This is a genomic window from Nitrospira sp. (assembly GCA_029194665.1).
Classification (GTDB): domain Bacteria; phylum Nitrospirota; class Nitrospiria; order Nitrospirales; family Nitrospiraceae; genus Nitrospira_D.
Genome location: JARFXO010000001.1, coordinates 1166353 through 1189784 on the forward strand (window position 1 = coordinate 1166353; position 23432 = coordinate 1189784).

General features: G+C 56.0%; 20 protein-coding genes and 1 tRNA gene. 10 read left to right on the forward strand and 11 right to left on the reverse strand.

The genetic code is table 11. The features are described 5' to 3' along the window. Positions 1-61: 61 nt before the first annotated feature. Positions 62-733, reverse strand: coding sequence for a response regulator transcription factor (locus tag P0119_05585; GenBank protein MDF0665534.1), 672 nt, complete (start codon positions 731-733; stop codon positions 62-64). 100 nt (positions 734-833) lie between these two features. Then, positions 834-1466 (reverse strand): hypothetical protein, encoded by a 633-nt coding sequence (locus tag P0119_05590; GenBank protein MDF0665535.1) that lies wholly within the window; start codon positions 1464-1466, stop codon positions 834-836. Between the two features lie 259 nt (positions 1467-1725). On the opposite strand from P0119_05590, the gene gcvP reads away from it, so the two are divergent. After that, the gene (gcvP, locus tag P0119_05595) at positions 1726-4614 is read left to right on the forward strand and encodes an aminomethyl-transferring glycine dehydrogenase (protein MDF0665536.1); all 2889 of its coding nucleotides are present in this window, start codon (positions 1726-1728) and stop codon (positions 4612-4614) included. A gap of 121 nt (positions 4615-4735) precedes the next feature. Further along, positions 4736-6055, forward strand: a complete 1320-nt coding sequence (locus P0119_05600; protein ID MDF0665537.1) for an aminotransferase class V-fold PLP-dependent enzyme — start codon at positions 4736-4738, stop codon at positions 6053-6055. Between the two features lie 47 nt (positions 6056-6102). On the opposite strand, the gene P0119_05605 is transcribed toward P0119_05600, so the two are convergent. The 3 genes from P0119_05605 to P0119_05615 form a co-directional block, all read right to left on the reverse strand. Continuing rightward, on the reverse strand, positions 6103-8220 hold the full coding sequence (locus tag P0119_05605; protein MDF0665538.1) for a hypothetical protein: 2118 nt from the start codon (positions 8218-8220) through the stop codon (positions 6103-6105). 557 nt (positions 8221-8777) lie between these two features. Beyond that, a complete protein-coding gene (locus P0119_05610) occupies positions 8778-9668 on the reverse strand; it encodes a toll/interleukin-1 receptor domain-containing protein (GenBank protein MDF0665539.1) in 891 nt (296 codons plus the stop codon). 179 nt (positions 9669-9847) lie between these two features. Continuing rightward, positions 9848-10348 (reverse strand): tetratricopeptide repeat protein, encoded by a 501-nt coding sequence (locus tag P0119_05615; protein MDF0665540.1) that lies wholly within the window; start codon positions 10346-10348, stop codon positions 9848-9850. Positions 10349-10696: 348 nt separating this feature from the next. Between P0119_05615 and P0119_05620 the strand changes: the two genes are divergently transcribed. Then, on the forward strand, positions 10697-11530 hold the full coding sequence (locus P0119_05620; GenBank protein MDF0665541.1) for a hypothetical protein: 834 nt from the start codon (positions 10697-10699) through the stop codon (positions 11528-11530). Between the two features lie 810 nt (positions 11531-12340). Next, the gene (locus tag P0119_05625) at positions 12341-12667 is read left to right on the forward strand and encodes a transposase (GenBank protein MDF0665542.1); all 327 of its coding nucleotides are present in this window, start codon (positions 12341-12343) and stop codon (positions 12665-12667) included. 183 nt (positions 12668-12850) lie between these two features. On the opposite strand, the gene istB is transcribed toward P0119_05625, so the two are convergent. Both istB and istA read right to left on the reverse strand, forming a co-directional pair. Then, positions 12851-13633, reverse strand: a complete 783-nt coding sequence (gene istB / locus P0119_05630) for an IS21-like element helper ATPase IstB (GenBank protein ID MDF0665543.1) — start codon at positions 13631-13633, stop codon at positions 12851-12853. Further along, positions 13630-14898: an IS21 family transposase gene (istA, locus tag P0119_05635; GenBank protein MDF0665544.1), complete on the reverse strand. Its 1269-nt coding sequence runs from the start codon at positions 14896-14898 to the stop codon at positions 13630-13632. Before istA ends, istB begins: the two co-directional genes overlap by 4 nt. 564 nt (positions 14899-15462) lie before the next feature. On the opposite strand from istA, the gene P0119_05640 reads away from it, so the two are divergent. Next, the gene (locus P0119_05640) at positions 15463-15660 is read left to right on the forward strand and encodes a hypothetical protein (GenBank protein ID MDF0665545.1); all 198 of its coding nucleotides are present in this window, start codon (positions 15463-15465) and stop codon (positions 15658-15660) included. A 165-nt stretch (positions 15661-15825) separates the two neighbouring features. On the opposite strand, the gene P0119_05645 is transcribed toward P0119_05640, so the two are convergent. Together P0119_05645 and P0119_05650 are read right to left on the reverse strand one after the other, a co-directional pair. Further along, positions 15826-15912 (reverse strand) — tRNA-Leu (locus P0119_05645). Positions 15913-16197: 285 nt separating this feature from the next. After that, complete coding sequence (locus tag P0119_05650) at positions 16198-17652, reverse strand: AAA domain-containing protein (GenBank protein MDF0665546.1); 1455 nt, start codon at positions 17650-17652, stop codon at positions 16198-16200. 134 nt (positions 17653-17786) lie between these two features. Here P0119_05650 and P0119_05655 point away from each other — a divergent pair, with 134 nt between their 5' ends. Beyond that, a complete protein-coding gene (locus tag P0119_05655) occupies positions 17787-18068 on the forward strand; it encodes a hypothetical protein (GenBank protein MDF0665547.1) in 282 nt (93 codons plus the stop codon). A 53-nt stretch (positions 18069-18121) separates the two neighbouring features. Here P0119_05655 and P0119_05660 read toward each other — a convergent pair whose 3' ends face one another. Both P0119_05660 and P0119_05665 read right to left on the reverse strand, forming a co-directional pair. Continuing rightward, positions 18122-19153: a tetratricopeptide repeat protein gene (locus tag P0119_05660; GenBank protein ID MDF0665548.1), complete on the reverse strand. Its 1032-nt coding sequence runs from the start codon at positions 19151-19153 to the stop codon at positions 18122-18124. A 16-nt stretch (positions 19154-19169) separates the two neighbouring features. Beyond that, positions 19170-20657, reverse strand: coding sequence for an FAD-dependent thymidylate synthase (locus P0119_05665; GenBank protein MDF0665549.1), 1488 nt, complete (start codon positions 20655-20657; stop codon positions 19170-19172). Positions 20658-20829: 172 nt separating this feature from the next. Here P0119_05665 and hisS point away from each other — a divergent pair, with 172 nt between their 5' ends. From hisS to P0119_05685, 4 genes are all read left to right on the forward strand, one after another. Then, positions 20830-22098 (forward strand): histidine--tRNA ligase, encoded by a 1269-nt coding sequence (hisS, locus tag P0119_05670; GenBank protein ID MDF0665550.1) that lies wholly within the window; start codon positions 20830-20832, stop codon positions 22096-22098. Between the two features lie 94 nt (positions 22099-22192). Beyond that, positions 22193-22513: a DsrE family protein gene (locus tag P0119_05675; GenBank protein ID MDF0665551.1), complete on the forward strand. Its 321-nt coding sequence runs from the start codon at positions 22193-22195 to the stop codon at positions 22511-22513. A gap of 12 nt (positions 22514-22525) precedes the next feature. Then, on the forward strand, positions 22526-22867 hold the full coding sequence (locus tag P0119_05680; GenBank protein MDF0665552.1) for a hypothetical protein: 342 nt from the start codon (positions 22526-22528) through the stop codon (positions 22865-22867). 16 nt (positions 22868-22883) lie between these two features. Further along, complete coding sequence (locus tag P0119_05685) at positions 22884-23102, forward strand: hypothetical protein (protein MDF0665553.1); 219 nt, start codon at positions 22884-22886, stop codon at positions 23100-23102. Positions 23103-23432 lie beyond the last annotated feature (330 nt).

Consider the following 23432-nt stretch of genomic DNA (forward strand, 5'->3'; position numbering starts at 1 on the left):
CTTGTCGGTTTAGCGCATCTCGAACACGAAGCACGGAAGCAATGGTTGCTTCGGCACAGTACTAGTCAGCCTTCAGCATATACCCGCTACCGCGAATGGTATGGATCAATTTCTTGGTTCGGCCTCGATCGATTTTATTCCGGAGGTAGTTGACATAGACATCGATGACGTTGGTGAAGGTATCGAAATCTTGATTCCACACGTGTTCGGAGATCATGGGCCTGGTGAGCACGCGGCCGGTATGACGCATCAGATATTCGAGTAAGGCGTACTCTTTCAGCGTCAAATCGATGCGTTGCCCCCCCCGCGTGACGTCACGGGTCGCCGGGTTGAGAATCAGATCCTCCACCTGGAGGATTCCTGGGCTCTCGGATGCCCCACGACGCAACAGGGCCCGCACGCGCGCCAAGAGTTCATCGATCGCAAACGGCTTGGTCAAGTAATCGTCGGCCCCGGCATCCAGCCCTTTGACCCGTTGGTCGATCTGGGATTGAGCAGAGAGAATCAGCACCGGGGTGTGGATCCGTTCCCGACGGATATTCTTCAGCACATCCAGACCGGACATCGACGGCAACATCACGTCGACGACCAGGAGGTCGTAATTGATCGCCAGGGCCATCTCTAACCCTTTGGCTCCGTCCTCACAGAGATCGACGGCATAGCTTTCTTCTTCAAGCGCTCGCTGAATAAAAGAGCCGACTTTGGTTTCATCTTCTATGACAAGCACACGCATACACACTCCGACACATGTTGGGCAGCGGCGTGATTATACCAGACCGATGAATGTGAATCTTGCAGTGTCCAGATGCGCTCGATCGTTCCCGAAGCCGTGGCTAGGTCGAATCCCCGGGGAATGTCTGTTCCAGAGAGGTAATCATGGGCTTGCCGTCGCGGATATTGAAGACCAGCGTTTCTTCGCCTTCCGTCTTGAATTCTCGATTGGCTTGTAGAAGTGTCTCCGTCGATTTAAAGGACACTTTCGCGCTTCGCTCATCCGAGGCCAACGAGACGGACGTATTCGTGCGAGTGAAGTCCTTGGCGCTGGGAAAGGCGAAACTCATGGCGAGGGTCTTCCGGTAGTCTGCCCTCGTCAGCAGGGCCATCTGTTGTTGCGGGCCTTGTTTCAGATGAATGGTGATGGTCGCGTCGTGGGTGATGTGGCGCAGGACGCCGTCGACATCCTTTCGTCGAACAGCCTCGTCGAGTGCGCTGAGCAGCCGATCGATCCCTTCACGAGTCAGACGGACATCGGGCTTGGAGGGCTTCGATCGCGAGTCTGTGAGAACCACGTTAGGCTGACTTGCCGGGAAGTGGGGAACCAGAAAGCTGAACCCCAGACTCTGGTTCTTCACAATCGCATATCCCGCGTATCCCATGATCGCGGCAGTACCGAGAACAAACACTATGCCGATAGCCTTTACCATAGAGAAGCGACGCGGCGATCCATTCTCCGTCCTCTCATCCATCGGAGCCCCGCTTCATGGCAACCATTGGCCAGCTCTCCGGACCGAAGGTATGAGCTAACAATAGCGTGAATTATGCGAAAAGCAATCAAAGCCCGGGGCTCTGCAGGACGATGGTCCCGACGGAATACATGCCGAACCCGATGACTGCTTCGGATAAGGCCTGCTCTTGGAAATAGGGCTGATCGCATGGTACCTTGCCCAATCGACAGAAGTAGTCTCGACACATCCCTTCCGAACAAAACAGAAGGTAGCCGACTTCATGACATCTCAGAATTGGCTTCGACCGACTGATGACTTTATTCACCGGCACCTGGGTCCCACAAGGGCCGATATTCAGGAGATGCTGGCAGTGCTCGGCCTCCCCTCGCTCAACACGTTGGCCGATACGGCTATTCCTCCCGACCTTCGTTTTCGTCGGTCCCTGGACATTCCGAACAGCGACGGCGAGCAGGCCGTCCTGGCCCGCCTGAAAGCCATTGCATCCCAAAATAAGGTCTATCGATCGCTGATCGGCATGGGGTACTACGATTGCGTCACGCCGGGGGTGATTCAGCGAAATATTCTAGAAAATCCCGCATGGTATACGCAATACACCCCATACCAAGCCGAGATCTCACAAGGCCGCCTGGAGGCGCTCGTGACCTTCCAAACCATGGTGGCGGACTTGACCGGTCTGCCGCTGGCGAATGCCTCGCTGTTGGATGAAGCGACCGCTGCAGCTGAAGCGATGGCGATGTGTTACACGATCGCCCGCAACGCAGGCGAGGAGCGAAGGGAATTCTTTGTCTCGCGCGACTGCCACCCCCAGACCTTGGCGGTGTTGCGGACCAGAGCTGAACCTCTGGGTATTGTCGTCAAGACCGGCGTCGCCTCGTTCGTTGATTGTTCGCGTCCTCAGCTGTGCGGCATTCTGTTGCAGTACCCGGCTACGGACGGCTATGTGAGCGATTTCAGCACATTGGTCGCGCAGGCTCATGAGGCCGGTGTTCGCGTGGTGGTTGCTACCGATCTTCTGGCCCTGACCTTGCTCCGCTCGCCGGGGGAATTCGGCGCCGATATTGCCGTCGGTTCGACACAGAGGTTCGGTGTGCCGCTTGGCTTCGGTGGCCCCCATGCTGCATTTCTCTCCACCAAAGAGGAATACAAACGGCAGGTGCCTGGTCGCCTTGTCGGTTTCTCAAAAGATGTGACCGGCAAACCTGCCATCAGGCTTTCGCTTCAGACGAGGGAGCAACACATCAGACGGGAGAAGGCTACCAGTAACATCTGTACGGCTCAAGTCCTGTTGGCAGTCATGGCCGCCATGTATGTTGTGTACCATGGGCCGGACGGGTTGCGTCGGATTGCCGAACGTGTCCACGGCCTCACGCTGTTGCTGGCCGAAGGACTGCGCCGGCTTGGGTTCGACGTCCTACCGAAAGTCTTTTTCGATACAGTTCGGGTACCACTGTCCAAGGCGCAAGCGGATCAGATTGCGACGCGCGCTGATGCACAAGGAATCAATTTCCGTCGCTATGACGACGGCTCAATCGGCATCTCGCTCGACGAGGTCAGTACGGAGGAGGAAGTACAGCGCTTACTACAAATCTTCGTCGGTCATGATCAGTTGCCCTTCCGTCTCTCCGACCTCGCTGCCTCCATCGATCTCAGCTACTCATCCACCCTAGCGAGGTCGAGTAAATACCTGACGCATGAGGTCTTTCATCGATATCGTTCTGAGCACGAGATGCTCCGTTATCTCCACCGGTTGCAGGCAAGGGACCTGTCACTCGTCCACTCGATGATTCCGCTGGGCTCCTGCACGATGAAACTGAATGCCACGGCTGAAATGCTGCCGGTGACCTGGCCAGAGTTCGCTCGGCTGCATCCCTTCGCGCCGGCTGAGCAAACGCTTGGCTATCGAACCTTGTTCGGACAGCTCGAATCATGGCTGGCCGAGATTGCCGGATTTGCTGCCTTCTCGCTGCAACCGAACGCCGGATCTCAGGGTGAATATTCCGGCCTGATGATGATCCGAGCCTACCATCGATCGAAGGGAGAAACACATCGCGACGTCTGCTTGATCCCCGTCTCGGCCCACGGCACGAACCCTGCCAGCGCCGCCATGGTCGGCATGGAGGTTGTCGTCGTCGCGTGCGATCGGAACGGAAACGTCGATGTCGCCGACTTGGAGGCTAAGGCCGCTCAATATCGGGACCGATTATCGGCCCTGATGCTCACGTATCCGTCAACCCATGGAGTGTTTGAGGCAAGCGTGCGGCGCATTTGTCAAATCATCCATACCCATGGCGGCCAGGTCTACATCGATGGGGCCAATATGAATGCCATGGTCGGCCTTTGCCGCCTGGGCGACATTGGGGCCGATGTCTGCCATCTCAACCTCCATAAGACGTTTTGTATTCCCCATGGAGGTGGAGGGCCCGGCGTGGGACCGATCGGAGTGGCACGACATCTGGTGCCGTTTCTCCCAGGGCATCCCGTGATCAAGCTTGGTGGGCCTCAATCCATCGGCCCGGTGGCAGCAGCCCCGTTCGGCAGTCCGAGCATTCTTCCGATCTCCTGGGCCTATATCGCCTTGATGGGACGAGACGGATTGACCAAAGCCACAGAGGTGGCCATCCTCAATGCCAACTACATGGCCAAGCGGCTGGAGAAGCATTATTCGATCCTCTATAGGGGGGACTCCGGGCTGGTAGCTCATGAGTTCATCCTGGATCTGCGTGAATTCAAAGAAAGCGCCGGTATCGAGGCGATGGATGTGGCCAAGCGATTGATGGACTACGGCTTCCATGCGCCGACCGTGTCGTTCCCGGTACCAGGCACGCTCATGATCGAACCGACGGAGAGTGAAGCCAAGAGCGAACTCGATCGGTTCTGCGAAGCACTCATTCTGATCCGTGCCGAGATTCAAGAGATCGTCGATGGGCGTCAGCCACGGACGAACAATCTGCTGAAGAACGCGCCTCACACCGCCGCGATCGTAACGGCGACGGAGTGGCATCGCCCCTATAGCCGTGAGCAGGCTGCCTTTCCCGCTCCCTGGATCAGAAACAGCAAGTTCTGGCCGAGCGTGAGCCGTATCGACGAAGCCTACGGCGACCGTCATCTGGTTTGTAGTTGTCCTCCCATGGAAACCTACCAGTCCTAGCAGAGTCGCCTCCTGTATGGCTGTCCGCTGGTCCGCTTGACTCGAATGGACACGCTCGTTCCTTGCCTGACTTTCTGGACAAGCAGTAGAGTACAGCTGTCAGCCATGACCTGGAGGTTCTATGAACGATATTGGACGTCGCGACTTTCTGGTGCGAACGGGATTGGCCTTGGGCGCAGCGGTACTGGCCGGTGCCTCCTCTCGCGCGATTGCCGATCAACCTCCCTCCCTCTACAGGTTCAAAAATTGGGAAGACTTTCGGGCACAGTTTCCATTGGCTCCTCAGCTCGTCCATCTCGCAGCGTTCTTCCTTGCGTCCCATCCCACGCCGGTACGAGAAGCGATCGAACGGCATCGCGCCGGCCTGGACGCGGATCCCATCGGCTATTGGTACCAGCACGAAGAGAAACAAGAAGCGAAGGTCCTCCAAGCGGCGGCCGATTATCTGGGTGCTCAGCCCACAGACATTGCCTTGACCGACAGTACGACGATGGGGCTGGGTCTCCTCTACGGCGGCTTACAGCTTCAAGCCGGACAGGAAATCTTGACGACCATCCACGACCATTATTCGACGGAAACCTCTCTCCGCCTTCGTGCCGAACGCACAGGCGCCAAGGTTCGGCAGATCCCCCTGTATCGTGCACTCAAGACCGTCTCCCGTAACGAGATCGTCGATTCCCTGCGCAAAGGCATTTTGCCCACCACACGCATCGTGGCCGTCACCTGGGTCCATTCCAGCACGGGCCTGAAACTGCCGATCCACGCAATGGCGTTGGCCATCCAGTCAATCAATCAATCCAGAGCAGAACAAGACCGGATCATCTTCTGTGTGGACGGAGTTCACGCGTTGGGGGTCGAAGACTTCCGCCTATCTGAGCTTGGTTGTGACTTTCTTATCGCCGGAACCCACAAATGGATGTTCGGCCCGCGTGGAACCGGTCTCGTCTGGGGCCACCCGAAGGCCTGGCCCATCGCTCAGGCAATTATCCCAACCTTCAATTCGCAAGCTTTTGAGATTTGGCTGAAGAATGGATCACCACACAGTCTTCCGCAATCCACTTATATGACACCCGGCGGGTTCCATTCATTCGAACATCGCTGGGCGCTGGACGAAGCCTTCAAGCTCCATCAAGCCATCGGGAAAGCCAAAGTAACGCAGCGTATCTATGAATTGAATCAACAGCTGAAGCAAGGCTTGGCGGCCATGCCTCATGTCACCCTCCACACACCACTCTCGCAGGATCTTTCGGCTGGGATCGTCTGCTTCGAAGTGGCTGGAATGACTCCTCGTCAGATCGTGGAGAAGCTGCGGCAGCGTAAGATAGTCGGCAGCGTGACACCCTACGCGACGCAGTATGCCAGGCTCGCACCAAGCCTCCTGAACTCACCACAGGAAATCGAAAAGACCTTGGGAGCGATCCGACATCTTCGTTCGTCGTAGACAGGAACCATCAGACACAAGGCCCGTGATATTGGAAGTGCCTCTTTTCAACGCCGATGATAGGGCACACAGAAGCGGTTGGAACAGTGGGCCACTTTCAGATCACCGTTCGTGGCGTCGTAGTAGCTGACCAAGGGTCGGCCATCCGTGCCGATCGTAATCGTCGTGAACTGGCCGATATCGTCCCAGCTCTGGACAGCCGTGTGGGTGACCGTTTCACAGCCGACATCGGCGCAGCGAGCGACTCGTAAGTCCCCGTTCGTGGCATCGTAATAGCTGATCAACCCCCGTTCATCAGCACCAATGGTGATCGAAGAGAATCGACCGATGTCGTCCTGGCTGTGAAGTGTGCCGACTCTGGACGAGCGACAGCCAAGATCTGCGCAGTGGGCCACTTTCAAGTCACCGTTTGTCGCATCGTAGTAACTGATTAAACCAAACCCATCGGCCCCAATCACAACGGAGCCATACTGGCCGACATCGCCCCTACTATCCACCGTGCTTTCTGTCGCGGAACCACAGGCAACATCGACACAATGTGCTACTTTCAGATCCTGGTTGGTGACGTCATAGTAGATGATGAGCGCCAGGCCATCGGCACCGATAGTGATCGAGGTGAACTGACCGACGTCGCCCTTGCTGGCCAAGGTAGCCATCGTGGCCGAGCTACAGATGAGATCATCACAATGCGCTATTTTTAGGTCGCCGTTCGTGGCGTCGTAATAGCTGATGAGACCTCGGCCGTCAGTCCCGATCGTCACCGACGTAAATTGACCCACCTGACCCTCCTGGTCTAACGCAAAGGATGTAGCGGAAATGCAGGCCGCATCCTCACAGTGCACCACTTTCAGATCGCCGTTCGTCGCATCGTAATAGCTGATGAGGGGAAGCCCATCTGCGCCGATCGTCACGGAACTGTATTGACCAGCATTGTCCTGGCTCTGAACGGTCGTCAACGTGGCTGAGGAGCAGGTCAGGTCACCACAGTGAACCACCCTCAGATCGCCGTTCGTCGCATCGTAGTAGCTGATCAAGGCCCTGCCGTCGGAGCCAAGCACCATCGAAGAAGGCGCGCCGACGTCAATGGCTGCTCCGTCCAACGGGGTTACGTTCGCTCTGGTGCAACCCACGTCGTCACAATGAGAAACCTTAAGATCGCCGTTGGTGACGTCGTAATAACTGATGAGGGGCAGACCATCTGCCCCAATGGCAACGGACGTGTACGAGCCAACGTTGCCGGTACTGTCCGGCGTGGCGAGGGTCGCGGAGCTACAGGCGACATCGCCACAGTGGGCCACCTTCAAATCCCCGTTCGTCACGTCGTAGTAGCTGACGAGGCCCAGCCCATCGGCTCCGATCACGATGGACGTATGCCGGCCAACATCGCCTTCGCTCTCAAGCACGGTTCGCGTCGGGGACATGCACAGGACCTCCTCGCAATGGATGACTTTGAGATCGCCGTTCGTGGCGTCGTAATAGCTGATGAGCGGGTGACTGTCTGTCCCGATCGTGACCGAGCTGTATCGGCCCACATCGCCGGTTTTGTCAGGAGTCGTTGTGAGAGTCGGTTCCGTACAGGGTAGATCAGGGCAGAGGGCCGACTTCAGGTAGTGGTCGGTCGCATCGTAATAGGTGATGACGCCCTGGCCCATAGCGATAGCAACCGAGCTGTATTGGCCGACGTTCCCCTCAGCCTGCAGAAACGTAAGAACGGTTATTGTCGCGGCCTCACAGGCCACATCGGTACAGTGCGCAATCTTTAGGTCGCCGTTCGTAACATCGTAGTAGGTGATAAGGGGCAGCTTGTCGATGCCAATGGTGAGGGAACTGTACTGACCGACGTTCCCAGTATGGTCGAGCGTCTTGAGCGTCGCCGAGGTACAGGCGATATCCACGCAATGCGCGACTTTCAGATCGCCATTTGTCGCGTCGTAGTAACTCATGAAGGCTCTGTCGTCGCTCCCAAGCGCGATAGAGGTGTACTGGCCAACATCGCCAGTGCGGTCAAGGGAGCTGATCGTCGCGGAGGTGCACAGCTGGTTCGAACAGTGCGCCACTTTCAGATCCCGATTGGTCGCATCATAGTAACTGATGAGGCCGAGACCGTCGGTCCCGATGGCGACGGACGTATACTGACCGGCATCGCCGGAGCCGTCTCGTGTCACAAGTGAGAACCCTGGGCGCTCTAGGACTGTATCATCTGCTCTAGAACCTTGACTCAGCTGCAGGCAGGACAGAAGTACGATGACGGCACCAAGCACCATCAGCCGTCTCATTGATTTCTTGCTCGGTTGGAGCGCCACGACTCAACCCACTTGTTCTAGATGTTATTTCAAAACCCCATGACCGTGCTTCGACGGGCTCAGCACGAACGAAGAAATATCATGTTTTCAGTACCACACCCGTTCGCCCTGAGCCGGTCGAAGGGTGAACGGAAGGTTGTGAAATGACTTCTAGTCTGCACCTCTGTGAGTTAGGGAGGCAAGAGGAAGCACGAGGAGAACTCTTGAATCGTGGGCAAAGGGCACAGGGTTAGGGAATGTCCTGGACGAGACGGAACCCTGAAGGTAGAGTCAGAACTGTCACCGAACTTTCCTACAACAGGAGACGCCGCCGATCGCCTGTAAGCCAATATCCATGCGAAACCCTAGAACTGTAGAAGTTGCCTAGCAACGTCCAACATTGGCCAAAACAAGAGTAAGTAGTCTATCGCCTGAGCTGGTTATGCCAACTTGGGCCGAAAACGCTCCAAGCCTTTTACAATCAGTTGATAGTATGGATCGTCGCGACTTCCAGTCCAATCTGTCAGATTTACGCCTTGAATCGCCCTTAGACCTAAAGGTGCTCTCACATTCTCAATAAAGACAGGTACTAGTTTGCTGTGCTCTAGGGCCTCTCTCGCCTCATCCTTCACATATTTGGACGATATAGCTCGCTCCGACCACAACACCAAGACACAACTTGATTTCTTCAGCGCCTCTGCTATGGCTTCATCAAAGTCCTCGCCAGGGTGAATCTTGAAATCCCACCAGACTTGCCAACCTTCTTGCTCGATCGCCCTTGCTAATTGTTCGGCACGTCCTTGGTCTTCCCTAGCATAACTAATAAAAACCGACCCTATCGCTTTGACCTTATCTCGCTCGCTGAGATCAGAAATCTGATAATATTTGAGGAATTCAATTAACTGGTCCATATCGTGGTGAAAGTCCGGGCCCGACCTTACGATAGCAGAATTCCGCATGGTTAAAGCCTGCATACTGTCTGGAAGATTCTTAGCGGAAGGCATCGAGGCTCCTCTTACCAGAACGGGAATCACAGGAATCCGACGTTTCAGCGCCGACTCGATTTCAATCCGCACGAAATCGCGCGGGTCTTCAAGTCTGGTCTTGCCCTGGCTGTCTTTTGGTCCCATCCAATCCGGCCCGATCACCGCCAGGAAGACATCACACTTGCCCACCTGTTCATCCAGATAGGTCCGAAAGTCGACGCCTAACGGAATCGAATCGACATCCCGAAAGACTGACTGTGGAAACACCTGGATCAGCCGATCATAGATCCGACCGGTGACATCGGCGCTATCCTCACGTCGATAGGAAATCAGAATCTTGCTCATGGTTGCACAACACGAAGCCCAGGCCTTCCAGCTATCCCATGGGTCTTCGCGCCAGATTCTACGGATTTTTCCGACTAACGCAAGACCGAGAAACTGGCTCTCGATTGTAGCGGTAGTTACGTGCTTGGCGGAGTTAGGTAGGATTGGGGAGAGGCGAGTTCAGTTTTGTGGCAAAAACCCTACTTCTCGTCACATTTCTGGAACTTCGACTCTAAGCATCGCTGAGCCATCTCCTGCGCTTTCTGAATCTGGGCCGGAGTCATGCGTGAGGCCACCTTTTCGCGATCCTTCGCCAGCTCTTGTTTCGACCCGCCGCCTAACGATTCCCCCGCGATGCTGTACCACATATAGGCACGAACAGGGTCCTGTGGAACGCCTTGTCCCTTGTCATACATTTGCGCCAGTTCATTTTGCGCTCCGGCGTGGCCCTGCTTGGCGGCCATCCGATGCCATTTCAAGGCAGCCTGGTAGTCCTGCGTCACACCCAGGCCGCTCGCATAGAGCAGTCCGAGATTGTACTGCGCTCGTGCATCCCCTCTCTCCGCCAAGGGGTAAAAGAGCCCTGCCGCGAGCCTGTAGTCTCCCCGCTGCAAAGCCTCGTATGGTTCCTCTCCGGAGAGGGCTGCCACCGCTGTCGAACAGTCGACAACCAACAGGATCGCGAGAAGGAGTGCCCGCATCGTTGACCTGCCTTTCAGCATCGTAACCGGCCCTCTGACGTAGCATGCCCTACGCTCAGTTACAATACTACCATTACCTGTATTTGCGCTACTTACACGGAGCATCCCTCGGCCGTCCCATTGTTACTGACGAAGACGGAGGTATCATCCAGCCTAGTTGTGACACGAGCCTCGTCAACCACATTGGCCGGGCCCGATGCCACCGACTCGCCCGCCCCTTGCTCGATGACCCCTACTTTTGCATGAGACCTTTTGGGTTGTAGCAATCGGCCTACTCTGATAAACCGATCAGGCCAGCAAGGACCCAGCCGGAGAAATCCTGCTCGGGAACAACGATCGAGGTGAGTCATGCCGACAACCTACCAAGAACGATTTGGGAATAACGATGAGCTCATCCATGCCTACGCCGATGATAATTCTCCTCGCGCCTCGGAAATTCAATATCTCTATGATTCGATAAAGCGTCTCAAAGCGCGACGGATCCTCAACGTTCCCTTCGAGGGCAGCCTCATGAAGAGCGTCGCGACAAATGAGCTGGTCACCTTCGCGGATTTCGTCGTGCCGGCTACGTTGCAAAGGTGGAATATTCTCAAAACAGACTTCAGCCTGACCGGCCTACGGAGGAACTATTTCGATGCGGTGATATCCATTGCAGGAATCCATCATCTTACGGATCAGGAACAGTTTGAGTTCCTCGTAGCCACCCGAAAGACTCTCAGGGTCGGCGGACGGCTCTTAATGGTCGAGGTGACGACTGATTCGCCCACGAGCCGTTTCCTTGACGGATTTGTGGGAAAACATACCCCTACGGGACATGTCGGGAACTATCTCAAAAACGACTTTGTCCGGACTGTGGAGCAGGCCGGATATCAACAGATCCGGAGGAAGACCGTGGTCCATGAATGGGTGTTTCGGGACAAAGAGCAGCTTTATGTCTGGATGACCAAGTTCTTTGGTGTCTCTGCCCCCAAACCGGATCTCCTTGCCCAGGTCGACGGCATCTTGGGGATCAACAAGCGAAAGGACTGTTTGACGGTGAATTGGCCGCTGGACTTTGTCGGCGCGCAGGCCGAAAGAACACCTCGGAAAATATCTTCTCCCCATCGGGCGGATAAAACCGGCCGATCCCGCTTGCGGGCAAATTCGTCAGCTCGCCGAACAGCACCCGCTTCGTATCGGTAAAAAAGTCTACTCTGATATAGCTGAACTCGGCCGACAGAATTCTCGATTGGCTCAACAGGCCCGGCAAGAAGTCCCAGCTGGCCGGTTCGAATTCTTGTAGGGGATAATACAAGCTTACTCCTAAAGGCGTTCCATCGATGTCGAAAGTCTGACGCGCCTTGCTGTACCGATCGATCAGGCTGACGAGCTTCGGCTCCCCCTTCAGACAGTGAACTGATCCCTCAAGCGAAAAAGAGTCGTCGATGTATTCCTCAATGATGACTTTCCGTTCAAGGGTGGCGTAGTTCTTTTCCAAGTCGGACACAAAATAGTCCTCGTGAAACCAATTCTCAATCTTGGGCAGGGCTGCAATGTATTCATCCTCCGAGCGCGCGATGATCACCCTTCCGGAGCTGTTCGTCGGCTTCATCACGCAAGGAAATGCCGGTGGCCTATACCGCTCAACTTCGTCCTCACTCCGTAAAACATGGATCGTTGGAGCGGTTGTTCCGGCACCGAGCCGTTCCTCCGTGTACAGCTTGCAATACTCTTTATCGGACACACGTCTTCGTAATGGGCTTTCCAGCTCAGATCCTGACTTCACTTGAAAGAGGAAGTCATTGAACAAGCGGTCCGGTCTTATCGGGAGCCTGTGATGCACCGCTACAAACTGGAAAAGATACGTCAGGTACAGGACGACATTGAGAATTGACGACGGAACCTTTCTGTTGTAGAGCGCCAACGAGACCCGGCGAAAGCGACCATAGAGACGAGCGGAGAGTTTCACCAGACGAGGAAAAGATTGTCTCATTGCACAAGAGCGATTGCAGTGTGACGTGCATAATACCCATTAGAAAGGAACCCTCTCAAGTCGTGGCGCTGGGCGTGGACCGGAGCGGGGAGAAGAGGGCCTTGGGGTTTTGGCAAGCCTCTTCGGAGAATAAGGAGATCTGTGCGGCGCTGTTCAGCGACTTGGAACGGCGCGGCCTGGTACTCTCCCGACGGATCCTCTTCGTGACGGATGGCGGCAGCGGATTGATCAAAGCCATCCGGGCCCGGTTCGGTAAGAAGCTGGTGCACCAACGGTGTGCCCTTCACAAGAGCCGGAAGCCGCAGCCGCACCTGGCTATGGCCCGCGAGTTCTTGCACGGCGAATAGCGGCACTCCGTTTTCAGCGCATCCGTAATCCCACTATGTCTGAATCTGTGACTGCTCAGTCTTATCCCCGCGCGGACGCCAATGTTGTCCAGCCGGTGGGCTCTTGCGTCCTTTGTCATTTGCTTGCCTGTCAAGGGTCATCCAAATTGCCCCAGTTATGGTCATCGAAAATTCCCCACCCCGTTAGGTTGTCGTTGACGCTTCTTCGACCCGCACAAGTCCGGCTTTGAGTTTCTCCTTCAGCCGGTAGGAATGGCCCCGGATGTTGATGGTGATCGCGTGGTGGAGCACCCGATCCAGGATCGCAGTCGCCAGCACCCGGTCGCCAAACACCTCGCCCCAAGCCCCGAAACTCTGGTTACTGGTCAAAATCATCGGCCCCTTCTCATAGCGGCGTGAGATGAGCTGAAAGAACAAGTTGGCCCCGGTGCGGTCAATGGGCAGATAGCCGATCTCATCAATGATCAGCAACCGGGGAATGGTATAGAGCTTCAGCTTGTCCTCCAGCCGATTCTCCGTGAGCGCCCGAGTCAGCGTAGCGATCATGGCGGCGGCTGTCGTGAACAACACCCGATAGCCCTGGGCAATGGCTTGCAGCCCTAGCCCGATGGCCAGGTGGCTTTTGCCCACACCGGGCGGCCCCAAGATCACGACATTCTCGCCGTGCTCGATGAAGTGGCAGGTCGCCACCTGCTGAATCTGCTTCTTATCCAACGAAGGCTGGTAGCTGAAGTCGAAGACCTCCAGACTCTTGACGAATGGAAATCGCGCCAAACTCGTCCGCATCGCAATGTTCTTCGCGGTCTTGGACGCGACTTCTTCGCCGAGCACCTGGTCGAGGAAGTCGGCATAGGGCAGCTCCTTGACGGCCGCTTCTTGTAAGAGGGCCTCCAGCCGCTCCCGACTCTTCAAGAGCCGTAGGCGCGTGAGTTGGTCACGGAGCCGTTCCAGTTGCGCCGCGTTCATGGCCGCCCCTCCTGCGACGCCGTGCGCTCACACACCGCCTCGTACCAGGCCAGATCCCGCACTTCGACCTCCGGCAAGGCATCGGGGCGAGGGGACCGATCGCTCACCGTGGACCGACGGTGGCGGGCGAGACGCGCACTGGCTCCAGGGCCGTGCTCGGGCTGGATTCGGAATTGGTGCTGGCCCGGGAGCACCGGGTGCGTCGCGATCTCTTGGTCACGGTGAAAGATGTGGACCGTGTCCCCCCGTCGTTGCACTTCAACCCGCTGACCAATGAGCCGGAAGGGCACGGAGTAGCGGTTCGTCGCCAGGCTGACCAAATAGTCCTCGGCCACGATCCGTGAGACGCGCGCCTCCTGCTGGAAGGCGCGCTGGTCCGCCAGCGGGACCAGGTGGTTGCGTTCTCGCGCAAACCGGACGAGTGGCTCCTCATGCGTCGTGCCATGGATGCGGCGGTCGGCAATTGTCGCGGTCCATTCGTCAAGTTGGGTTTGAAAGTCCACCAGATCGACAAACGTTCGTCCCGGCAGAAAGTTCCGTTTCAGATATTTCACGCCGGATTCGACCTTACCCTTGGTCTGGGCCCGATAGGGCCGACACACGCGCGGCTCAAAGCCCCAATAGTCGGCGAAGGCTTTGAAGGTGGGATTCCAGAGCCGCCGCCCCGTCTCATCCGCATAACAGACGGTTCGCGGTCGGTCATACAGATGCTCTCGCGTGTGGCCACCGAAATGCGCAAAAGCCCGTTCATGGGCCTCGAGAAACTGCGCCAGCCGCTCATCGGCACAGGCGTAATAGAACCCACGTCGGCTGAACCCCAACGTCAACACGAACACGTGCACCACCGTCGGGCCGGCGCGGAAGGGCACGGTGGCTTGGCCCCAATCAATCTGACTCTGCTGGCCCGGCGGTGTCTCAAAGCGGAGGAGGGCCCGCTCCGCCTGCAGCTGACCCTCACGCAGCGGCGCCACCCCTCGCTTCACCGTCTCATAACTGCCGATGTACTCGTGGCTCGCTCGCAGTTCCTGATAGAGAATCCGCGCCGAATAATTAACCTGCGACGCACGGGTCCGCACAAAGTCGGCATGGGCGGTCAGCAGCGTCTCCGTCATCGCCGCTCGGCGATAGGGTTGCCACGTCGTCTGCTGCAGACTGCGCCGCACGGTCTTCCGATCCAGGTCCAACCGCCGCGCAATCCCTGAAATGGATCCCCGCTCTTCATGACGCAACCGTCGAATCTCCGCCCACCGCTCTTGATCCACCATACATACCTCCCGAGTGTGGTCTACCTGGGACGGTATGATCGTTGTCTCCTTGCTATCGTCAAGTTCCATCACATCCCTCCTTCGGTGAGAGGGTGGGGAGAATTCATTGACCACATCTGGGGATTATTGCATGACCGCTGACACTTGCCGTCCGGTCCAGGGAAGACATGCTCGCTGTCTCCCGCACATTGCTTTGCGGACCCTAGGATTTTGGTCAGCACGGGTGTTCCTCGCAGGATCCTCTTTCGCCCACCCTTCGGCTGTCTAAATTCCAATGTCCCCGCTTGGTAGTCCACGGCTGACCACTCTAGCCCCCGGAGTTCGGACGCTCGGCGGACTGTCGCTCTGGTCAAGGGTTTAGTGTGCAGGCACCGAGAAATGGCTAGGGCAAAATGGGCGGTCGGGATACCATGGTATGCGGCGCTAGGCCAGGATAATACAGCTATTCTGGGCGTGCGTCCGGGGTGCAACGGGCCCACTACGCCGTGGCTTGTACCCAACGAACGCGGGGCTGATGTTCCCAGAGGACTACTAGTAAACTTCTAAAGACGAATAGGAGGCCCTATGGCGTTTGACGACGCATTCCGTGCCCGGTTTATGGCAGGCCAAGCCGACGAGGCGGAGATCCTCGAAGCTCTAGCTGACGGACTACGGACCGGCATGGTCTGGTGCGCAAGAGGGTACTATAGGCGCCTGGCGCAGACGCTGATAGATGGCGGATGGGTCACAGCACGCGGGGACATCATCCGCCGGAGGAGTTAACCATTAAGGAGTTAGTGATGTCTGATTTTAACCACAAAGATGAGCGGATATAAGATGTATCCCCGTGGTTTGAGCATTGCGCACATAGCATGAAAAAGAGGTATGCCTTGACCGGCGTTTCTCCCATTTGTATTGCTTTTTTTCGTGTTTTCAGTTGGTTAGGGGTGGTGCCGAAGCCGGGATTTGAACCCGGACACCCGTGAGGGCGCTAGACCCTGAATCTAGTGCGTCTGCCAGTTCCGCCACTTCGGCCCTAGGGGATGTTGAAAGAACCCGTCAGCTTCGTTCTCGTTTCGCTCTAAGGTTTCGACGTGCCGACGAAGAGTACGCCTCAACCTCTCGCTTATTGCGGCCTCGCTGAACAACCTGTTTGAACATCCTCGAAAGCGATAACAATACTCTGACTCTCGTTCGCAGGCGCCCTCCGGCCTCGTGTAAGACCAGACTAGTTGAGCGTCCCAAGAGGTCAGCCCCTAAAGGAGTCGGATTATCCTGAATTCTCGTTACCCACGTCAAGCAACTGTCAGGGGCAGCTGCTCAATGTGCGGTACGGGTGGTTGCCTGAGACGGAGCCCATTGTCCCGCTGCAGCGATGTCTCGTGGACCGCCGCTGATGACGATGCGTTCGCGCACCAGTCCTGCCGCAGCCAGAAGTGAAGGAACGGCGATCCACGGGGCCTCATCGATCATTAAGACATCGAAGCGCACCCGGCTGAACAAAGGATCGCTCGCGACTCGCATGGCTGTGACGGCAACAACTCGTCGATTCTGCAGGAAGGCCTGGCGGTTTGGATTCTCCTCGGCAGCCATCAGCTCACGAACCTTTTTCGTACCACCGAGTTTTGCGATGTGCTCCTTGAGTCCGTCAAACTCGGTTCGCATCCCTCTGGGAATGGTCGCCTCCGGAGCCAGCTGCTGAATGTTCGTTTTGGCGACATCGAGTTCTTTGTTCAGTTGGTCCATCTGAGCCTGATACAACGCGCAGTACTGTTTGAGGGATTCCGCATTCTTCCCCACCGCCTGCATCGTCAGACGTTGAAACAAGGGTAGGTTTTCGAACTCCTCGAGTGTTTTCCGGACATCGGCCATTCTCACTTGAAGATCTCGCACTTGTGTGACGAGGCGCCATTCCAACAGGCGGACTTCGTCCAGGTCTTGCTGTTTCGCTTCTTTCTGAGACAAAAACGGTGCGAGTTTTCGGAAGCGGTCGTACTTCTGCTTCAAGGAGGCCTTGTCACCCTGTGACTTGGCATAGAATTGATGCCTTTGCGCCTCGAACCCCAGTTCCTGAAGGTCGACGCCGTCGGCTTGCGAAGCAATCGGGAGTTCATACCGAGTGATCCACGTTTTGTGGTTCAGTCCGCCGGCCTTCATGGTACGCCCCACGATCCCTACAATCTCATCGCATGCCTGGTGATCGGGACTGATCAGGAGTATGCGTTTGTTGCCGCGAATGAGTTCCATCGCCAGACTAGCGAGCTTTTGACGGCGGAACGATCGGTCATCCGACCACACCGCTGTGAAGACTGATGAGGCAGAGGGGAATGTTGCGACCTGATCTTCCTGCACCTGTAACAGCGACGCTAACCGCTCGGCCGACCCGAGGTGATATTGGTCCGGCTTCGCCAGCATTTCTTTCAGACGGAAGGTCGACCTAGTGACCAGGCCGGCCTGATCTGGAATGAGAGTGACAGAAGAAACTTCGGCTCCAAGGGCATCGACCAGCTGGACAAGTATGCTGTTCCCGATCTGCTGGAGCACAATTCCTTCCGTCGTGTCCGCTTCGTTGGTGGGGACGATGGACACCGGAAGATCGGCGCATAGCGTGACCTCAGCAGGCACCATAAACTCGTACAGATGGAGATCGCCTGTTGTCTGCAGTAGGCGACCTTGCGACGCCACGACAGGAGCGTCCTGCTCTGTTTCAGACAGACGGACTTGCTCCGCTTCGAGCCGGCTGATCCACGATTCGATGAGGTCCGTTGCAGTCATCGGGACTGAGCTCAGCTGCATTTCACGGCGAGGAAGGGTCATAATAAATGCCCTTCGCGCTACCTGTCCACCATTGGGACCGAGAAGTTGCCCTTGTCTTCACGACCACATCTTGTCTAGAATGAGCGCCTTCTGTGGAGGAACTTGTGAAGGGCTTACGGTTTGAGCGGATTGCCAAAGGACGGCACTACAACGTGGTCTTCCATATCGGCAGCACATACATACCCGTGAGTGATGAGACGATAGAAGAACTCAAAGAACAAAGCCTACTCTCGACCGAACGATTTTTGGACGTCCTCATCGACCGTGTCGGTTATTCATCCTACTTGAAGGATCAGATCCGCAATGAATTGAAAGCGACGGGCGACCCCACCACACAGATCACCGTGCTGCAAGGTGCCATCCGCGAGCTGTAAGGCACGGCTTCGTCGTTCATTAATCGCGCTCGGCGAGCACCGGCTCTATCCCTTCAATCCCCGACCTGCCCTTGCTGGAACAACTGGTTCATGATCTGATTCTTTTTTTCGGGATCGCGATAGTACTTCAGAGCTTTGGTGTAGTTGTCCATCGCGCTCTGGTGCTTGCCACGCAGGGCATAAATTTCAGCGATGCCGTGATAGGCCCGCGCATCTTCTTCATTGCACTTAAGCGCCCGGTTGAACATGTCCGTCGCTTCCTGAAGTCTATGCTTGCCCAATGCCAGCCACCCGAGCGCGGAATGGGCGGGGCCGCAGTCGGGATCGGCGTTGAGTGCGTCTTGGTAACTCTTGTGCGCGAGGTCCAGGCGTCCCCGCACTTCGTACAGTCCACCCAGCGCGAAGTGGACTTCGGCGTCCTGTGGGTTCAGTTTCAAGGCGGTCTTGTAGGACTGCACCGCCGGCTCCATCTTCCCCTGCTCTGCGAGAGCACAGGCGAGATTGGAATGGGCTGCCGAATCGTTGGGCGTGAGCTTCACCACCTCCCGGTATTCTTTGATCGCCATTTCCAGGCGCCCTTGATCTTGATACGCGACCCCAAGATTCATCCGTGCCGGCGCGTAGTTCGGGGCGAGTCGGACGGCTTCACGATACCCCTTGATCGCCATTTCAAGATGGCCGGCCCGTTCGTGAACCTGTGCCAGAAAGTAATGCGGATAGGCGGATTGCGGGAGTAACCGAGCAGCGTCTGAGTAGGGTCTCATGGATTGCTCCGAGTGACCCGATTGCGCCAGAAATATTCCCACGACCAAATAGCAGTAGCCATTGTCCGGATGCCGATCGAGCAGATCCTCCACCCACGTTCCCACGGCCGCAATGTCTTTCGCCACGTCGAGGCAGAGCGCATGGGCTTTCCAGGCATCCGCAAACCGACCCTGCAAGAGATACACGACGTTTCGGGCGAAGAGAGGGCGTGGATCCTTTGCCCCGTCCGGATCTCGGCTCCAATCCAACGACTCAGCGAACAAGGTGTCCCATGCTCCCGCCACGATGGCGGCTTCACATTGTTGCTGATAGGTGCTCATGTCCGATGAGCGGATCTTACCGAGTCAGTGCGTCTTCGACATCAGGTGGTGTCGCCTGGATAGCCTCGCCAAGGAACGGAAATTTCTCGGCCAGCTGCTGTTTCATCTGCCAGGCAACCGTTCTGTACGACCAATGGCCTTTCACACCGGATCGGAGTTTGGCGATATACTCCGCTTCGGCGTAGTCCATCTTGAACAAGCAGCGCACCTTGAAGCCGAACGGAATGGCGTAGAGTGAGGCTTCCTGATCCTTATTCTTGAGCGACTCGATATCCTGACGCACGGCATCCATCGCTTGCCGATACTCCTGATCCAGCCCTGCTTCAATAAGCGGCGGCGGAACGTCATAGCCATGAAGAGTCGTGAAGTTTTGCTGGACTTGCTGGCACCGCCGATGGCGGTGCATATCCCGCCAGGCGCCGATGTCCATCAGGATATCGAAGTTGAATGCATAGCCGCTGCGGAACTCCTTGACCAGTTCATCGTACGGCCCGCGCTGTCTCGTGGCGACTTCGATGGTCGACTGTTTCTCCTTCTCAGACCAGTCTCTCACAACCTCGAGTATCTTCCGGTATGGGGCCTGCGACACGCGATAAAGAAGCGTCGTGACAATTTCGTCAAGCGGCTGATGTGGGTCAATCAGGTCGACCGATTCGACGGTACCCCACGTACCGGGCTGATCCAACCCTGTGCCGCGCAGTGCATCTTTCGCATGACGGGCCAAATCGGAGTACACCGATTCTTGGTACTCATTCGCCTTCGCATGCCGGGCCAGTGTGGGAGCCAGAGGATCGTTCAATCCTGAGGCCTGACCACAGAGTTCGCCCCATAGATTCACCGGCGGCCGCTCGCAGGCCCCTTTCAAATCCTCACCGATCCCCCGCAGTTCCGGCAATTGCGACGACAACAGGCGCGTCATCTGTTTTTCCAGGGTCCGGATGCTCACGACTTGCCCTACGTTGGTCTTTGCCGCAAGAGGAAGCAGGTAACGGGTGATATCAAACGCTCGTGCCCCGATTGTCCTCTGATAATCGGCCGTTTTCATGGACTCCGGACGCGGCTCCCGTTCAGAGAGGAATGCGATCAGAGGATCGTGCAGCAATCGATAAATTTCAGACAGACTGCGGAGAATGCCTTCATAGAGGGCTTCCGTTTCGCTGCCTCGGATCTGGCCCGGCACAAACCACCTGCTCGAGGCAAAATTCTGATAGCGGCTCGATTTCGCCTGGCCGTCCCAGAGCGCCTCGTCCTCCAAACGAATGGCGGCGAGTTCCGAGATGTCTTCAAAACAGATGATGACGTGGCCGAGATCGGCGATCGACGCATGACCGTAATCGAAGTAAAACTGCTCCCAGAACTTTTCCGAGGAATGTCCATGAACCCACCGGATGCTGTCTTCGATGGAATCCGGCGACCGGCTGTAGCGGGCCAGCGCATAAGCAGATTTCTCCGGGGGCATGGGAGCGATGGCCACGACTCGGCGACCTGATTGGTCTTGACTCATAAAAAGGCTTTCACATCGTATCGAACTATAGGTCGCGCACTATACCTCTCACGTCAACATGGCGCAAGTTGCCGGTCCGTTGCCGGTCCGTTGACTTGCCTCGAAAGGCGTCGCTATAGTCCGTACGAACTGTGTTCTGTAACACGCATCCTCGTATGGAGGTGGTGACCAGATGTCCCTGATCAAGGGCATTAAAGGTGTCAAAGATCTGCTGCCGGAAGAGACGCCCCGTTGGCGCCTTATCGAAGAGGCTGCCAGACGGTGGGCCCACCGCTATGGATTTCATGAAATTCGCATTCCGATCTTTGAAGTCACAACATTGTTTGCACGGAGCATCGGCGCATCGACCGACATTGTCGAGAAGGAAATGTACACGTTCCAGGACCGGGACGGTACCTCTCTGACCCTTCGACCTGAAGGAACCGCCGGGACAGTGCGAGCCTATATCGAGCACAATCTCGCTGCGATCCCCGTTCCTCAGAAATATTTCTATTTCGGACCGATGTTCCGTCACGAGAGGCCTCAAGCAGGCCGGCTGCGGCAATTTCATCAGTTTGGTGTCGAATCGCTTGGAATGGCTGATCCCCAGGCCGATGTGGAGGTCATTGCCCTCCTCTGGCGAATCCTGTCTGACCTGGATCTACCCGGTCTCACCTTGGAGATTAACAACCTCGGCTATACAGCTGATCGAGACACCTATCGGCCCCACCTCGTGAGTTACCTCAAGCAGCATGAATCCGGCCTTTGTGCGAATTGCAGACATCGCATCGAAGCGAATCCTCTGCGCGTCCTTGACTGCAAAGTCCCTGAGTGTCGGGCGATTACGGAGACGGCTCCGCGGTTAACCGACTCCCTTTCCGAGGCAGCTCGTTCGTACTTCGCACGAGTCTTATCCGGCCTTGATGTCGTGAAGATTCCCTACTCGTTGAATCATCGGCTCGTTCGAGGTCTTGATTACTACAACCTCACCACTTTTGAGGTTACTGCGACCAACTTGGGGGCTCAGAATGCTGTGGGGGCAGGCGGACGGTACGATGCATTGGTTGAAACGCTCGGAGGGCCATCTACCCCGGCTGTGGGTTTTGCCGTCGGTCTTGAAAGAGTAACGATGTTGTTGCCTGAGTACACGATTAAAAAGATTCCACGTGCTGTGACTGTGTATGTCGCGGGCTTCGGCGGTGACGGTGCTGTGGCTGGCCTCACGGCTCTCGAAGAACTTCGTCTTGCCGGGCTCCAAGCTGTCTCTGATTTTCGATCCATAACCTTGAAGACTCACTTACGACAGGCAGATCGTCTGGGCTGTCGGTTCACCCTCATCATCGGCGATGACGAAGTCGCGAAAGGGTCAGGTATTCTTCGCGATATGGAGACCAGGGTACAGTATGATGCGAGTCTCTCCGCTCTAAGTCCTCAGATTCACTCTCTCGTTTCCGGCTCCTGAAGCGCCCATTTTTCAGGTTGACTTTCTGCAGAAAACCACTTATTCTCCAGTGATATGTAAAAATGTAACTATATAAAATTAATCGTAAATTCCTGTGAATTCAAAGAAGATAGGTTTCCTCCTGGCTCTTCCCCCATCACACAGTAGTGCTGAGACTGTTCATGGGCTTGCGCGCGCAGCCCTAGATGCCGGCCACGATGTCTATCTGTATCTCATTGATGAAGGCGTGAAGAACATCCACACCGAGCACTACCGAGGTCTCGCCCAAGCAGGGGCCCGCGTTTTTGCATGTGCTTATGGGTGTCAACAACACCACGTTCCAACGGCGACCATTGATCCGAAGATGTCACTCTGCGGCCTCGTCGTGCTGTCTGGAATTATAGATGCCTGCGATCCGTTTTTGTCGTTCACCTGAATATCCTCATTCATGGCGAAAAATATAGCTGTTGTTATTCAGGAAGATCCTCGAAAGACTCATAGGCCCGTCGAGGCCTTGCGTATTGCGCTCGGTCTTGCGGCGGGATCTCATACGACAACGGTTGTGCTTCTTGGGGAAGCTGCTCGTCTTCTCTCGGAGGAGACTGACGACATCATCGATGTCGATATCCTCGAAAAATATCTTCCCTCGATTGAACAGCTCGAAATCCCTGTTGTTCTACAAGACAGACCAGACCGGATACCAGTTCGGGACGAATTCTCCACCAGACGAGAAAATGACGAAACGATCAGGTCCCTTGTCGGATCCATGGACTGCGCACTCGTTTTTTGATTCGGGAGATTCTTCTATGCCGGCGCTCGTCTACGTTGTTCGTTCTCCGCTTCAGAGTCTGTCCCCTGCCCTCCTCTCCTGGGACAGTTCTGCAGTGGTGCTTTCGGTGGAAGATCCCCTTCTTCCAGGAAAAGTATTGCGTGCAGCGACTAGCACCCGATTAATGGAAGGGGAGCGGTTGTCCTATGAACAGGTGTTGGCGATAGTCCTTGAGAGCAAGGTTGTGACTCTTTGACTCCGAAGCTTTGGAGTAAAGAAAATTCGTAGTGGTAGGAGTAGGAGTAGGAAAGTGAATAGGGTGTATAAGTACAATATTGTTGATATCATTGATTAAATATAGCTATCTAATAAAGGATAACCTTGTGGATTATTTCTTTATGGAAGAGGTGGAACCTGTGAAGAGTTTGGGAAGGGGAAGTAGAGTGCTGACAGGGGTGTCTTCATAAGCTCGACATGACGCAGTGCGACATGGTAGTCACCATTGCTTTTTGGTAGGTATGTAACGGATGAGAAGATGGTTGTCCACAGGTGTGAATAATCCTGTGTATAAGGATTTTGACAGGTT